Consider the following 13,608-nt stretch of genomic DNA (forward strand, 5'->3'; position numbering starts at 1 on the left):
TTCTCCTTATTGAAGATATCTACTGGCCTTTCGAGCCTGAGGGGTCAGCATTAGTTCCTTTTATTGCGCAGATATATATACCGCGTGCGCCAAGGAACTTTCACCCGCACCGCCTACTCAGCGGATACCCAACATATAAGAGTCTGGACCAATGACCGAAAACTCACTGTTAGCACGTGCCAGGCGCTTTGTTGGCGCGTTGCGCCATTGCCAGGTGTTGGGCATTTGCGTGCATGCGGCAAGCGAGGAGGGCATGACACTCATGCTGCCCTATGCGCCGGCTATCGTAGGCGACCCGGAGACGGGGGTGATCCACGGCGGCGCCTTGACCTCGCTGATGGATACGGCGTGCGGCATGGCTACCCTGTGCGTTTTGCCGGAATTCGAGGTGTGCCCGACCCTCGACCTGCGTATCGATTACATGCATCCCGCCGAACCGCATAAACCGGTGTACGGCTTCGCCCAATGCTATCGGGTGACCACCGACGTGATTTTTACCCGTGGCGTCGCTTATCAGGACGACCCGGAACAGCCCATCGCCCATGGGGTGGGTACGTTCATGCGCATGGGCAAACGCCTCAAGGGCTCCCAAGGATTGGGCAGCACGATCAAGGGAGAGCAGGCATGACGCATCGATTCAAGACCCGGCTGGAACAGGCTCACACGCGGGGCAGCTATGAAGCGCTGCTGGCGCTGATCCCCTACGCCAAGCTGATTGGCGTCGAATGCACCCGGCAAGGCGACGATTTGCTGTTTCGCCTGCCCGCCAACAAGGACAACATTGGTAACCCGATATTGCCGGCGCTGCACGGCGGGGTGATTGCCGGCTTTATGGAAGTATCCGCAGCGCTGCATCTGCTGGTGTTTACCGGTGCGCCGGGCCTGCCGAAAATCATCGACTTCTCCCTGGATTACCTGCGCGCCGGGCAGTTTCGCGACACTTACGCCAAATGCCAGGTGTGGCGCCAGGGGCGACGAGTGGCGAATGTGGCGATTACCGCCTGGCAAAGCACCCAGGCGGAACCGATTGCCACCGCTCGTGCGCATTTCAAAATCGAGGAACCGGCTCGCCCTTGAAATCCTGGTCTTAGCCCCCAACTTTGATGACAACCCGCCGCCAACCCTTTCGGGGGCGGCCACTGCCATCCAATTGGAGTTTGATGACCATGAGTGTGGAAACTCAAAAGGAAACCCTGGGCTTCCAGACCGAGGTGAAGCAACTGCTGCACCTCATGATCCATTCGCTGTATTCCAACAAGGAAATCTTCCTTCGCGAATTGATCTCGAACGCCTCTGACGCTGTCGACAAATTACGTTTCGAAGCCCTGTCCAAGCCGGAGTGGCTGGAAGGTGGCGCGGAACTGAAAATCCGCGTGAGCTTCGACAAGGACGCCAAGACCGTCACCCTCGAAGACAACGGGATCGGCATGAGCCGTGACGATGCGATCACCCATCTGGGGACCATCGCCAAATCCGGCACCGCCGATTTCATGAAGAACCTGTCGGGCGACCAGAAGAAAGACTCGCACCTGATCGGCCAGTTCGGCGTGGGCTTCTACTCGGCCTTCATCGTTGCCGACAAGGTTGAAGTGTTCAGCCGCCGTGCCGGCCTTGACGCCAGCGAAGGCGTGCACTGGGCCTCCAAAGGCGAGGGCGAGTTTGAAATCGCCACGATCGACAAGGCTGATCGCGGCACGCGCATCGTGCTGCACCTCAAAGACGGTGAAGACGAATTTGCCGATGGCTGGCGCCTGCGCAACATCATCAAGAAGTACTCCGACCACATTGCGCTGCCGATCGAGCTGCCCAAAGAACAGGCAGCCGCCGAAGGCGAAGAGGCTTCCGCCCAGGAATGGGAAGTGGTCAACCGTGCCAGCGCCCTGTGGACCCGTCCTCGCACCGAAGTGAAGGATGAGGAATACCAGGAGTTCTACAAGCACATCGCCCACGACTACGAGAACCCGCTGAGCTGGAGCCACAATAAGGTCGAAGGCAAGCTGGAATACAGCTCGCTGCTCTACGTGCCGGCCCGTGCGCCGTTCGACCTGTACCAGCGCGAAGCGCCCAAAGGCCTGAAACTCTACGTACAGCGTGTGTTCGTGATGGACCAGGCGGAATCATTCCTGCCGCTGTACCTGCGCTTCATCAAGGGCGTTGTCGACTCCAATGACCTGTCGCTGAACGTGTCGCGGGAGATCCTGCAAAAAGACCCGATCATCGACTCCATGAAGTCGGCGCTGACCAAGCGTGTCCTCGACATGCTGGAAAAACTGGCGAAGAACGAGCCTGAGCAATACAAGGGCTTCTGGAAAAACTTCGGCCAGGTCATGAAGGAAGGCCCGGCGGAAGATTTCGCCAACAAGGAAAAAATTGCCGGTCTGCTGCGTTTTGCCTCGACTCAAGGCGAAGACGGCGAGCAAGTGGTGTCCCTGGCCGAGTACCTGGCGCGCGCCAAGGAAGGTCAGGACAAGATCTACTACCTGACCGGCGAAACCTACGCGCAGGTCAAGAACAGCCCGCACCTGGAAGTCTTCCGCAAGAAAGGCATCGAAGTGCTGCTGCTGACCGACCGTATCGATGAGTGGTTGATGAGCTACCTCAGCGAGTTCGATGGCAAGACCTTCGTCGACGTGGCCCGTGGTGACCTGGACCTGGGTAACCTGGACTCCGAAGAAGAGAAGAAGGAAGCCGAAGAAGCCGCCAAGGCCAAAGAAGGCCTGGTTGAGCGGATCAAGACTGCCCTGGGCGATGCCGTCAGCGAAGTGCGGGTTTCCCACCGTCTGACCGACTCCCCGGCGATCCTGGCCATCGGCGAGCAGGACCTGGGCATGCAGATGCGTCAGATCCTCGAAGCCAGCGGTCAGAAGGTTCCGGATTCCAAGCCGATCTTCGAATTCAACCCGGCTCACCCGCTGATCGAGAAACTCGACGGCGAGCAGAGCGAAGAGCGGTTTGGCGACCTGTCGCACATCCTCTTCGACCAAGCGGCCCTGGCCGCTGGCGACAGCCTCAAAGATCCGGCCGCCTATGTGCGCCGACTGAACAAGCTGTTGGTTGAACTGTCGGTTTAACACCGTTGTAGAAAAACCCGCTTCGGCGGGTTTTTTCGTTCTAGTGCACCTCAACTGGAGAGAATGATGAGCCAAGTCACTGTGCGTTCCGTGGTCTATCAGATTGATGGCCAGTCTTATGAGAGCCGCCTGGCGTTCGATGCGAGCCACAAGGGCCCGTTGCCGGGCCTGCTGATGGCGCCGAACTGGATGGGCGTGAGTGCCGGTGCTGAAGAGATCGCCAAAAGCGTCGCCGGCAAGGGGTACGTGGTGCTGATCGCCGACCTGTACGGGCAAACTGTGCGTCCGTCGAATGGCGATGAAGCCGGGGCGGCGATGATGCCGTTGAAGAATGACCGGCCGTTACTGAACAAGCGCATGCAGGCGGCCCTTGAGCAACTGCAAGGCCAGACCGAAGCGGCTGTTGATACCTCCAGGCTGGCGACGTTCGGCTTCTGCTTTGGCGGTTGCTGTTCGCTGGAGCTGGCCCGCACGGGCGCGCCATTGAAGGCTGCGGTGTCGTTCCACGGCACCCTCGACACGCCAAACCCGGCGGACGCCAACAACATCAAGGGCTCGGTGCTGGTGTTGCATGGCGCCTCCGACCCGCTGGTGCCCAAAGAACAGCTGCCGGCGTTTGAAGATGAAATGAACGCGGCGGGCGTGGATTGGCAACTGCTGAGCTACGGCGGCGCGGTGCATTCCTTTACCGACCCCGACGCCAATGTGCCAGGCAAGATGATGTACGACGCAAAGACTGCTGCACGGGCCTTCCGGTCGATGCATAACTTGTTGGATGAAGTGTTCAAGGGCTAAAACTTCAGCGCCTGTTCGGGCGTCATCGGGGGCGGTGCGACGATTCGACTTGCCCCCGATAAGCTATTTCGCCGGCAACTCAATTCTTTCGGATTCACCCGGCACCGTCGGCCAATCCCCAGCCGCCCAGCGCTGCCTCGCCCGCTCGATCACCGCGGGATCGCTCGCGACAAAATTCCAATTGATCCGCCGCGGTCCATCCAGCGGCGCGCCGCCAAACACCACCAGGTGGCAATCGGAGTCGGCACACACGGTCATCGCCTGTCCGCTCGGCAATACCACCAGGCTCTGCGCCTGCAACGGTTCGCCGTCGAGCTGCGCGTCACCTGCCAGCACGTACAGCGCGCGTTCCTCATGCTCATCCGGGATCAGCAGGGTGGTTGCCGTCTGCATCCGTACCTCGGCATATAACGTGGGCGACAGCACCGGTACCGGCGATTTGAGGCAGAACCCACTGCCGGCGATCAGGCGAATGTGCACACCCAGGTTATCGCTCACCGGCAGGCTCGCCGCCGGGTGATGGCTGTAATGCCCCGGTCCCGTTTCATGGTCTTTGGGTGAGGCCAGCCATACTTGCAACCCGTGCAGGCTGAACCCGCTGGCCTTGAGCGCCTCGGGCGTGCGTTCCACGTGGGCAATCGCGCTGCCGGCGGTCATCCAGCTGACATCGCCGGCCTGTACCACCTGATCGGAACCCAGGCTGTCCTTGTGCTGCAACGCGCCTTCGAACAGATAGGTGAGGGTGGACAGCCCAATATGCGGGTGCTGGCGGATATTCATGCCGCTGCCCGCTGCATAGCGGGTTGGCAGCATATGGTCGAAAAACACAAAGGGCCCGACGCTGCGACATTCTCGCGATGGCAGCGGGCGCAGGATCGGTTGGCCTTCGACATCTTCCTGGCGAGGGCGGATCACGGTGAGGGGGGTCATGGTGCGTCCCAATCTGAGCGGGTTAGTTCGCGTTGAGCATAACCCGCTCGGCGAGAGACTGCTGCTATTGACTGAAAGCCCCTTCCGACAACGTGGTCTGGATGTTGATCTCGGCGGTGGTCATCAGCTTGTGCACGGGGCATTTGTCGGCCACGCGGTGCAGTTCGTCACGTTGTGCGTCGGTGAGCACGCCTTTGAGGGTCAGTTTGACGTTGAGTGTGTATTTGCCCTTTTGCTCCTCGGCGGCATCGTGGGTGACTTCTACGGTGACGCCGGTGAGCGGGATGTCTTTCTTCTGTGCATACAGCCTGACGGTCAGGGCCTTGCACGACGCCAGTGCGGCATCGAAGTAATCATGGGGGGAGGGCGCAGAATCGTCGCCGCCCAGGCTTTTGGGCAGGTCGGTAAACAGCTCGTGGTTATTGATGTTGACGCTGTGGCGGAAGTTTTCAGCGTTCAGCGTATTCACGGTAACAGGCATGGCGAACCTCATGGAGTGGCAGGATGAAGGTCATGCAGTTATAGAGCATGCGGGCACCCCGGTGTTCCGTGTTTTCCCTCGATGAACCCTGGCGGGTTGCTGAAGGTCTACCCGTATCAGCCCCTATCGAGGTTTCACCGTGCCCTGGACCCACCTGAGTCTTGCCTTGTTACTGGGCGCCAGCAGCCTTGCCGTGCAGGCCCGCGACTATGCCTACAGCGATGCGCACCTGCATTACGTGGATTTTTTCCAGGAAACGGCAGGCATGGACAACTTGCTCAAGGCCATGCAGGAACATCGCATCGAACATGTGATGATTTCCGGCATTCCCGTGGCGAAGAAATGGCACGAAGACGAGCCCAAGCGTCCGCGCTATTACGCGGGTGATGATGCCGATGCCTATTGGTACAGCGCCACGGATGTGATCGTCGCCGCCGCCGTGAACAAGCTCACCGCCGAGCAGCGTCAGCACTTCCATCCGTTTCTGAGCGGCTTCAACCCCAATGACAAGAACTCCGACGCACATATCCAGCGCATGCTCGACCTCAACCCAGGGCTGTGGCAGGGCATTGGCGAGGTCTTCACCCGGCACGACGACCTCACGGCCCTGACATCCGGCGACACCCCGCGCGCCAACAACGAAGCCATGACACGCATCTATCACCTGGCCGCCGAAAACGACCTGCCGGTGATGCTGCACTCCAATATCACCTCCAAGCGCGAGCGCAACCCGCTGTACCTGGCCGAAGTGGAGCAGCCGCTGCGCAACCATCCACATACCCGGTTTATCTGGGCGCATGCGGGCACCAGCAAGGAGATCCACCGGCATCAGGTGCAACTGGATTTTTTATTGCCCACCTTGGATCGCCTGTTGGAGGCTTACCCCAATCTGTACATTGACCTGTCCTGGAGCATGCTCACGCCGTATTTGCTGGACGAGGCGGGCAAGCCCCGGCCGGAGTGGGTAAAGCTGGTGGAGCGCTTCCCGGACCGGTTCATGCTGGGCTCGGACGTCGTCGGGCGTTTCAATAAGCTGGGTAAGGAAATGCGCCGCTTTGGCCCTTTCCTTGACGCGTTGCCCGAGGACATTGCCCGCAAGGTGGCGCGGGATAACTTTCTGGCGGTCCTGCCGAAGACTGCGCGTGATAGCTCGGCACATTAGCGGTGTGTCAGACATGCCGCCAACGCAGTCTCGCCAAGGCTCGACAGCTGCTACGCATCGGCACGCACGTTTCAAATAGGGTCACCCATAAAAAAGCCCCGAACCAGTCGGGGCTTTTTCATGGATCAAGCTACACGGCTTACTTGCCCTGCCAGCGTTTCAGTACCAGGGTGGCGTTGGTGCCACCGAAGCCGAAGCTGTTGCTCATCACGGTGTCGATTTTGACGTTCTCAACGGTCTTGGTCAGGATCGGCATATCGGCGACGACCGGGTCGATCTCGTCGATGTTGGCCGAACCGGCCATGAAGTTGCCTTCCATCATCAGCAGGCAGTAGATCGCTTCGTGAACGCCGGCGGCGCCCAGGGAGTGACCGGACAGGCTCTTGGTGGAGCTGATCTTCGGAGCCTTGTCGCCGAATACCGCACGCACACCTTCCATTTCCTTGGCATCGCCGACTGGAGTCGAAGTGCCGTGGGTGTTCAGGTAGTCGATCGGGGTATCGACAGTGGACATCGCCATCTGCATGCAACGGATGGCGCCTTCACCGCTTGGCGCAACCATGTCGTAGCCGTCGGAAGTAGCGCCGTAGCCGACGATTTCCGCGTAGATCTTGGCGCCACGGGCCAGAGCGTGTTCCAGCTCCTCGACCACTACCATGCCGCCACCGCCGGCGATGACGAAACCGTCACGCTTGGCGTCGTAGGCGCGGGAGGCTTTTTCCGGGGTTTCGTTGTACTGCGTGGACAGTGCGCCCATGGCGTCGAACAGGAACGACTGACTCCAATGCTCTTCTTCACCGCCGCCGGCGAACACGATGTCCTGCTTGCCCAACTGGATCTGCTCGACAGCGGTACCGATGCAGTGAGCACTGGTGGCGCAGGCGGAGGAGATCGAGTAGTTCACGCCCTTGATCTGGAATGGCGTGGCCAGGCAGGCGGAAACGGTGCTGCCCATGGTCCGCGTTACACGGTACGGGCCAACGCGCTTCACGCCTTTTTCGCGCAGGATGTCCAGCGCTTCCATCTGGTTCAGGGTGGATGCGCCGCCGGAGCCGGCGATCAGGCCGGTACGTACGTTCGACACCTGGTCTTCGCTCAGGCCGGAGTCAGCAATCGCATCCTTCATGGCCAGGTAGGCGTAGGCGGCAGCGTGGCCGACGAAGCGATAGATCTTGCGATCGATCAGTTCTTCGAGAGGCAGGTCGATGGAGCCGGAAACCTGGCTACGCAGACCCATTTCGGCATATTCCGGGTTGAAGCGGATGCCAGGGCGACTTGCACGCAGGTTAGCGGTGACGGTCTCTTTGTCATTGCCCAGGCAAGAAACGATGCCCAGACCAGTGATAACGACGCGGCGCATGCGGATAACCCTTTAAAAGTTGTCAGTGGAAGTGAATACGCCGACCCGAAGGCCTTCGGCAGTATAGATCTCGCGACCGTCGACGCTCACCGAACCATCGGCGATGGCCAGGTTCAGCTTGCCCTTGAGGACGCGCTTGATTTGAATGTTGTAGGTGACTTTTTTGGCGGTCGGCAGGACCTGGCCAAAGAACTTCACTTCGCCCGAACCCAGGGCGCGACCGCGGCCGGGCAGGCCCTGCCAGCCGAGGAAGAAGCCGACCAGTTGCCACATGGCGTCGAGGCCCAGGCAGCCCGGCATCACAGGGTCGCCTTCGAAATGGCAGGCGAAGAACCACAGGTCCGGATTGATATCCAGCTCGGCGACCAATTCACCTTTGCCGTACTTGCCACCCTCTTCGCTGATATGGGTGATGCGATCCACCATCAGCATGTTCGGGGCGGGCAGTTGCGCGTTACCTGGGCCGAACAGCTCACCGCGACTGCAGCGCAGCAGGTCTTCCCGGGTAAAGGCGTTTTGTTTGGTCATGCGAGCTCCTCAATAATCCCATGCGGCAGGGTAGGGCAAATCTTCCCGAACCGAATGAAGCGTTCATGCCTCATGTCGGCAGCCTACTCATAGACTATTGCGTTGTAGTGAAAGTCACAGCGTCAAGGCACTGAATGTACACTTGTTCACTGAAATTTTAAACCGGGCCTGTCTGTCGACCCGTTTGGGTGCCTAAGACTGCCGCACTTTCGCCTTTCACGCCAGTCACAGTTGGCATAATGGCCCGGAGCTATTGCACCCAGCGCTGCAGGATTTGCTGCAAATCGGTGCGTTTGAACGGCTTGGCCAGGTAATCGTTCATTCCCGCTGCCAGGCAAGCTTCCCGGTCGCCCTGCAAGGCATTGGCGGTCAGCGCGATGATCGGCAGGTCGGCGCATCCCGGCAGCTGGCGAATCTGTCGCGTGGCCTCGTAGCCATCGATCAGGGGCAGTCGGCAATCCATCAGGATTGCCGTAAAGATCAGGCTCTCGGCGCTGCGGATCGCTTCGGCGCCGTCGGTGGCCAGGCTCACTTCAAACCCCAGGCTGCGCAGCATGGCCTCGACCACCGTACGGTTGACCGGGTTGTCTTCCACCAACAACACATGGCGGCCATCCCCCGCGCCGGTTTTGCCGCCAGCGTCGGCGGCGACTGCCGGAAGGCTGTGCTGGTCGATGGCCAGCGGGATTTGCAGGGTAAACACCGAACCAAGACCTTCTTCGCTCTCGGCGCGCAGGGTGCCGCCCATGCGCTCGGCCAGGGTGCGTGCGATGGGCAGGCCCAGGCCGGTGCCGCCGTAACGTCTTGAAATGGAACTGTCGGCTTGCTGGAACGCATCGAACATCCGCTCCAGGCGCTCAGTGGAAATACCGATACCGCTGTCGCGCACGATGCAGGTGAACCACACCAGCTCATGGTCAAGGGGCTGCCAATCAGACTCGACGCTGACCGTGCCGTGCTCGGTGAATTTGAGCGCGTTGCCGATCAGGTTCACCAGGATCTGTCGGATACGCGTCGGATCGCCCTGAACCTTTAGCGCTTCCAAGCCCTGCGCAACCCCCAGCGTGAGCGTCAGTCCGCGCTGCTGGGCGCTGTGCTGGAACGCCTGGGCGCAGCTGTTGATCAGGTCGGCCAGGTTGAACGGAATATGTTCCAGTTCCAGGGCTGCGCGTTCGATGCGCGAGAAGTCGAGGATGTCGTTGATCACCTTGAGCAAATGCTCGGTGGACTCGGAGGCCAGGGCCGCATATTCGGTCTGCTCCTCGGTCATCTCGGTGGTTTCGAGCAACTGCAACATGCCCAGCACGCCGTTCATCGGGGTGCGCAGTTCATGGCTCATCATGGCCAGGAAGTCCGACTTGGCGTTGTTGGCGCGCTCGGCCTCTTCGCGGGTCTGGATCAACTGGGCCATGGCCTGCTGCTGTTCGCGGCTGGCCTGGTTGAGGCCTTCGGCAAGGTTGTTGATATGCCGCGACAGGTCGCCCAGCTCCGAGTCATCCACGATCGGCAGCGCCGTTTTGTATTCGCCTTTCTGGATGGCCTTGACCGCGTGGCCCATGGCGCTGATCGGTTGCGACAGGCTGGCCGCCAGGCGTCGGGCCAGCAGGAAGGTAAACAACAGGGCGAACAACGCGAGGATCCCGGCCTTGAACAGGATCTCCTGCTGGCGTTGGCTGAACGCGTCATTGGACATGCCGACGATCACCCGGCCCAGATAGTCGGCACGCGGTGCCTTGGGTTCGCTGAGGTTGTCCTGGAAAAAGTCATTACCCAGCTGGATATGCTGCAGGCGAATCGGCGCCTGGAACACCTTCACCGACAATGAACGGTCGTGTTTGTCCGACGGCTGTTCGACGTAGACCAGTATGTTTTCGGTGCTGTCCTGGATCTCCAGGAAACGCACATGGGGCGTGGCCAGGGTGGCGCGCAGCAGGCTTTCGAGCACATCGTTGTTGCCGGAGATCACCCCGTATTCGGTGGCGGGTGCCAGTTGGTTGGCGATCAGTTGGCCGGTGTGGTCCAGTTCCTGGCGCAGGTCCTGGATACGCACGAAGGTAAAGAAGCTGATCAACAGCAACGTCAGCAGCAGTGCCGGGCCCAGGGTGATGAGCTGGGTGCGGGTGTTGATGTCCCAACGACGACGCAAGGTCATGGGCGTTTTTCTCCTTCGGCCAGGCGGGCGGCGACGCTGGTTTCGTTGACCTGTTCGATGCCCAGTGAGCGCGCGACCTGCGGGTTGCCCACGACTTTGAAGTGTTCCGGGTACAGCGCGCGCGGCCAGGTGGCCGGGGGTTGGTCCAGCAAGCGGTCAAGCACCGCCAGCCAGTCGGCCTGGTCGCTGTAGGTACTGGCGAGGCTGCCGGCCTTGACGAAGCCGGCGTTGGGGCCCACCAGCGGCAGTTGCTGGGCGTAGCTGCTCAGTAACAGGTTTTTCGCGGTTTTCGGGTTGTACAGCTGCGCGTCGTCAAGACCGAGCAGCACGTCACTGTTCCTGAACAGATTCTGCAACGGACGGCTGTCGTTGGTGTTGTCCCAGCGCTGCGGCACGATTTCCAGCTCCAGCGCCGCTGCGTGCCGGCGCAACTCCGGCAGCAGGAATTCACTCTCGGTGCCGTAGAGCACGCCGATGCGTCGTGCCTGCGGCAGGATGCTGGCGATCAGGTGCAATTGCCGCGCAAGCGGCGGGTCGCTCCATAACAGGCTGACCTGTGCATGCGGCGCGCTGCCCAGGTGTTGATGGCCTTGCAGCCGGCTGATGCGCATGACCAGGGTGGGCGGGCCCTGGGTCTCTTGCAGGCGCCAGTCCAGGCCCGGCAAGTCCAGCAGGATCAGGCGTGTAGTGGCCGGCAGTCGGCTGGGTGTCGGCAGGTTTTTGAGGGGCGTGAAGGTGACGCGGTCTTCGGGACGTTGATTGGCCAGGGCCTGGGTAAACGCTCGCACCCCCTCACCGTCTTCGGCGGCGGTCAGCAGGATGTCGGCGCTCCACGCAGGCGCGATCAGCAGCAGGCCGGCCAGCAGCACACTGCAGCGCCAAAGCCGATAGATAAAGAAGACGGTCATCCGTGACGAGGCGCCCATGTCAGAACTCTAACTCCGCGCTGAAGTAGAGCACATGGCGATGGTCGTAGTTGTTATCCGCCCAGGTGGTGGGCTGGTCATCCAGGCGTTGTTGCAGCATGCCGGCCAGTTCCACATTGGCTTTGCCCAGGGCGATACGCTTGGCCACCCGCAGGTCGACGCGTTCGAAGCGATAGTCGTTGAGCGCGTCGTCGCCATAGTAGAACAGTGCGCTGGACCAGCCCTGGCCCCATTCGCGCAACCATCCGGCCGAGCCACTGTTGCGCGCCGTCTGCGCTTTGTCCAGCGGGTTGCTGGCGGTGGCGTCGACGTAAGCGTAGGTCAGGCGCAGGCGGTCGGTGTTGCTCACGCGCCAGTCCGCTTGCGACTCGACGCCGGTAAACCGCGAACTGTTGGCGTTGCTGGCGATGTATTGGTTGTTGCGCAGCGGTGAGCTGATCATGTCGGTGATTTCGTCGTAGAACAGTTTCACGTCCAGGTTCAGCCCGTTGTCGGCAAAGAACCCGTTGTAACCCAACTCCCGCGAGCGCATCAGTTCTTTGTCGAGGTTGCCCGGGCCGCGTGTCTTCACGAAATACTGCCCGGAATCCTGCCCATAGGTCGGCGAGCTGAGGCGGTTGACGCGGTAACTCCAGTTGACGTTGTTCTCGAACATGTCCGGTGAGCGGATCGCCTCGGAGTACACCGCGCGCAGGCCGTGGCGCGGGTTGATCAGGTAGTTGACCGCGACCCGTGGCGTCAGCGAGTTCCCGCTCAAGTGCGTGTCTTCATACATGGCGCCGCCCTGCAACAGCCAATGTTCGCTGGCGCGCCATTCCAATTGGCCGAACAGGCGCCAGGTGGTGTCGTCCAGGGTGCCGTTGAAGTAGGTGTCGGAATCGGCGCGGTCATAGCGGTAGTTCATGCCGCTGACCAGGCGCAGGCTGTCGGAGAGGCTGAGAGTGTCCTGGATCTCCAGGTCATAGCGGCTTTCGCGGGTGCTTTGATCGATGTCGCCGCACACGCTCTGGTTGGCACCGTTGCGCCATTGGTCCAGCACCTGGTTGGCCAGGACCTGCTCGGCGGCGCTGCCGGGAGGCGCGGTGCCCTGGCTGTAGGTGTCCATGTGCCGCGCCAGCCGTTCGGCGTAATTGGGGTTGAGCTGCCACAACTGGGTCAGCTCGGGGCTGAACGAGACCTTGGCGTCGCAGGCTTTCCAGGTTTGCCGGCGATCCCATTGCTGGGCCGAGCCCTGGATATACAGGCTGTGTTCGGGGTTGAAGTCGAAGTTCCAGCGCAGTGAGCCGGCGTAGTCCTTGGCAGCGACATCGGAATTGTCGCCGGCTTCGGTAATCCCGGCGAATACAGGGATGTACGTATAAGGACGTTGATTAGTGCCTTCCTTGGCGTCCAGTTGCCAGTCGATACTTTGCTGCTCGTTCAGCGCCTGGCTGACCGCCAGGCTGAAGCGGCTGATACGGCGACTGTCACGCCGGTCGGCACCGGTCGTATCGCTGTCAAAGCCATCGTCCTGTTGCCCGGACAGCGACAAGCGCAAATCACCAGTTTCCCAGCCCACGCCCTGGCTGGCATAGACGTCGTTGATCCCCCGTTCGCCGCGAATGACCTTGACCCGCGATCCGTGGCTGTTGGCCGGTGAGCGCGTCAGAATATTCACTACCGCCATCAGCGCATTGGCGCCGTAGCTGACGGTGTTGGGGCCACGGAAGACCTCGATGCGCTCGATATCTTCCATGGCCACCGGGATATCGCTCCAGTCCACCGTGGCCAGGCCCGCGCGATACACCGAGCGGCCATCGATCAATACCTGCATGCGCCGCGCATCGCTGGCGCTGGTGCCGTGGTAGTTCACCGCGGCCTGGTTGCCGGTGGTGTAGCCCACCATCATCCCCGGTACCAGGCGCAGCAGCTCGCTGATGTCCCGCGCGCCGCTGGCCTTGATCAATTCGCTGTCGATCACGGTCATGCTGCCGGGCACGGCGGCGGCCGATTGCTTGAGGCGCGTGGCGGTCAATACCTGGGGCAGTGGCTGGCTGTCGAGGAACAAATCGTCGGCCAGCGCGGCGCCACTGCAGAGCAGCATCAGCAACAGGGATGAACGGGGAGGAGGGCCCAGATACACGACACGGCCTTGATAATGACGGATAGCCGCCCATGTTAACCGAGGCGGGGTTATTTGCCAGTCAGCGCCCTCGCAATTAGT

Annotated in this window: 12 protein-coding genes; 5 read left to right on the top strand and 7 right to left on the bottom strand. The window is 61.0% G+C overall.

The features are described from left to right. Window positions 1-151 precede the first annotated feature (151 nt). The 4 genes from V6M90_RS22405 to V6M90_RS22420 all read left to right on the top strand — a co-directional run bounded on the left by V6M90_RS22405 (window position 152) and on the right by V6M90_RS22420 (window position 3,866). Window positions 152-628 carry a PaaI family thioesterase gene (locus V6M90_RS22405; protein WP_003172819.1) on the top strand — a complete coding sequence of 159 codons (477 nt, stop codon included), beginning with the start codon at window positions 152-154 and terminating at the stop codon, window positions 626-628. Continuing rightward, window positions 625-1,077, top strand: a complete 453-nt coding sequence (locus V6M90_RS22410; RefSeq protein ID WP_078823813.1) for a PaaI family thioesterase — start codon at window positions 625-627, stop codon at window positions 1,075-1,077. The genes V6M90_RS22405 and V6M90_RS22410 overlap by 4 nt, the downstream gene beginning before the upstream one ends. Before the next feature lie 89 nt (window positions 1,078-1,166). Next, window positions 1,167-3,071 carry a molecular chaperone HtpG gene (gene htpG / locus V6M90_RS22415; protein WP_003172821.1) on the top strand — a complete coding sequence of 635 codons (1,905 nt, stop codon included), beginning with the start codon at window positions 1,167-1,169 and terminating at the stop codon, window positions 3,069-3,071. A 66-nt stretch (window positions 3,072-3,137) separates the two neighbouring features. After that, window positions 3,138-3,866: a dienelactone hydrolase family protein gene (locus V6M90_RS22420; protein ID WP_003172823.1), complete on the top strand. Its 729-nt coding sequence runs from the start codon at window positions 3,138-3,140 to the stop codon at window positions 3,864-3,866. 63 nt (window positions 3,867-3,929) lie between these two features. Here the strand turns inward: V6M90_RS22420 and V6M90_RS22425 are convergent, their stop codons facing one another. Together V6M90_RS22425 and V6M90_RS22430 are read right to left on the bottom strand one after the other, a co-directional pair. Further along, window positions 3,930-4,796 (bottom strand): pirin family protein, encoded by an 867-nt coding sequence (locus tag V6M90_RS22425; RefSeq protein ID WP_003172825.1) that lies wholly within the window; start codon window positions 4,794-4,796, stop codon window positions 3,930-3,932. A 64-nt stretch (window positions 4,797-4,860) separates the two neighbouring features. Next, window positions 4,861-5,277, bottom strand: coding sequence for an OsmC family protein (locus V6M90_RS22430; RefSeq protein WP_003172826.1), 417 nt, complete (start codon window positions 5,275-5,277; stop codon window positions 4,861-4,863). 139 nt (window positions 5,278-5,416) lie between these two features. On the opposite strand from V6M90_RS22430, the gene V6M90_RS22435 reads away from it, so the two are divergent. After that, window positions 5,417-6,439 carry an amidohydrolase family protein gene (locus V6M90_RS22435; protein WP_332847150.1) on the top strand — a complete coding sequence of 341 codons (1,023 nt, stop codon included), beginning with the start codon at window positions 5,417-5,419 and terminating at the stop codon, window positions 6,437-6,439. A gap of 139 nt (window positions 6,440-6,578) precedes the next feature. Here V6M90_RS22435 and fabB read toward each other — a convergent pair whose 3' ends face one another. The 5 genes from fabB to V6M90_RS22460 form a co-directional block, all read right to left on the bottom strand. Next, window positions 6,579-7,799 carry a beta-ketoacyl-ACP synthase I gene (fabB, locus tag V6M90_RS22440; protein ID WP_003172829.1) on the bottom strand — a complete coding sequence of 407 codons (1,221 nt, stop codon included), beginning with the start codon at window positions 7,797-7,799 and terminating at the stop codon, window positions 6,579-6,581. Window positions 7,800-7,811: 12 nt separating this feature from the next. Next, a complete protein-coding gene (gene fabA / locus V6M90_RS22445; RefSeq protein WP_003172830.1) occupies window positions 7,812-8,327 on the bottom strand; it encodes a 3-hydroxyacyl-[acyl-carrier-protein] dehydratase FabA in 516 nt (171 codons plus the stop codon). A gap of 250 nt (window positions 8,328-8,577) precedes the next feature. After that, a complete protein-coding gene (locus tag V6M90_RS22450; protein WP_332847151.1) occupies window positions 8,578-10,479 on the bottom strand; it encodes an ATP-binding protein in 1,902 nt (633 codons plus the stop codon). Continuing rightward, window positions 10,476-11,405 carry an ABC transporter substrate-binding protein gene (locus V6M90_RS22455; RefSeq protein WP_141063711.1) on the bottom strand — a complete coding sequence of 310 codons (930 nt, stop codon included), beginning with the start codon at window positions 11,403-11,405 and terminating at the stop codon, window positions 10,476-10,478. The genes V6M90_RS22450 and V6M90_RS22455 overlap by 4 nt, the downstream gene beginning before the upstream one ends. A 1-nt stretch (window position 11,406) precedes the next feature. Beyond that, window positions 11,407-13,527 (bottom strand): TonB-dependent receptor plug domain-containing protein, encoded by a 2,121-nt coding sequence (locus V6M90_RS22460; RefSeq protein ID WP_332847152.1) that lies wholly within the window; start codon window positions 13,525-13,527, stop codon window positions 11,407-11,409. Window positions 13,528-13,608: the final 81 nt, after the last annotated feature.

Origin of the sequence: Pseudomonas lactucae (assembly GCF_036688725.1) — a bacterium.
Taxonomy (GTDB): domain Bacteria; phylum Pseudomonadota; class Gammaproteobacteria; order Pseudomonadales; family Pseudomonadaceae; genus Aquipseudomonas; species Aquipseudomonas lactucae.

Excerpts from the sequence above, each read along its gene's own strand:
- V6M90_RS22405 (WP_003172819.1), top strand. The coding sequence starts at position 152 with ATGACCGAAAACTCACTGTTAGCACGTGCCAGGCGCTTTGTTGGCGCG.
- V6M90_RS22410 (WP_078823813.1), top strand. The coding sequence starts at position 625 with ATGACGCATCGATTCAAGACCCGGCTGGAACAGGCTCACACGCGGGGC.
- htpG (WP_003172821.1), top strand. The coding sequence starts at position 1,167 with ATGAGTGTGGAAACTCAAAAGGAAACCCTGGGCTTCCAGACCGAGGTG.
- V6M90_RS22420 (WP_003172823.1), top strand. The coding sequence starts at position 3,138 with ATGAGCCAAGTCACTGTGCGTTCCGTGGTCTATCAGATTGATGGCCAG.
- V6M90_RS22425 (WP_003172825.1), bottom strand. The coding sequence starts at position 4,796 with ATGACCCCCCTCACCGTGATCCGCCCTCGCCAGGAAGATGTCGAAGGC.
- V6M90_RS22430 (WP_003172826.1), bottom strand. The coding sequence starts at position 5,277 with ATGCCTGTTACCGTGAATACGCTGAACGCTGAAAACTTCCGCCACAGC.
- fabB (WP_003172829.1), bottom strand. The coding sequence starts at position 7,799 with ATGCGCCGCGTCGTTATCACTGGTCTGGGCATCGTTTCTTGCCTGGGC.
- fabA (WP_003172830.1), bottom strand. The coding sequence starts at position 8,327 with ATGACCAAACAAAACGCCTTTACCCGGGAAGACCTGCTGCGCTGCAGT.
- V6M90_RS22450 (WP_332847151.1), bottom strand. The coding sequence starts at position 10,479 with ATGACCTTGCGTCGTCGTTGGGACATCAACACCCGCACCCAGCTCATC.
- V6M90_RS22455 (WP_141063711.1), bottom strand. The coding sequence starts at position 11,405 with ATGGGCGCCTCGTCACGGATGACCGTCTTCTTTATCTATCGGCTTTGG.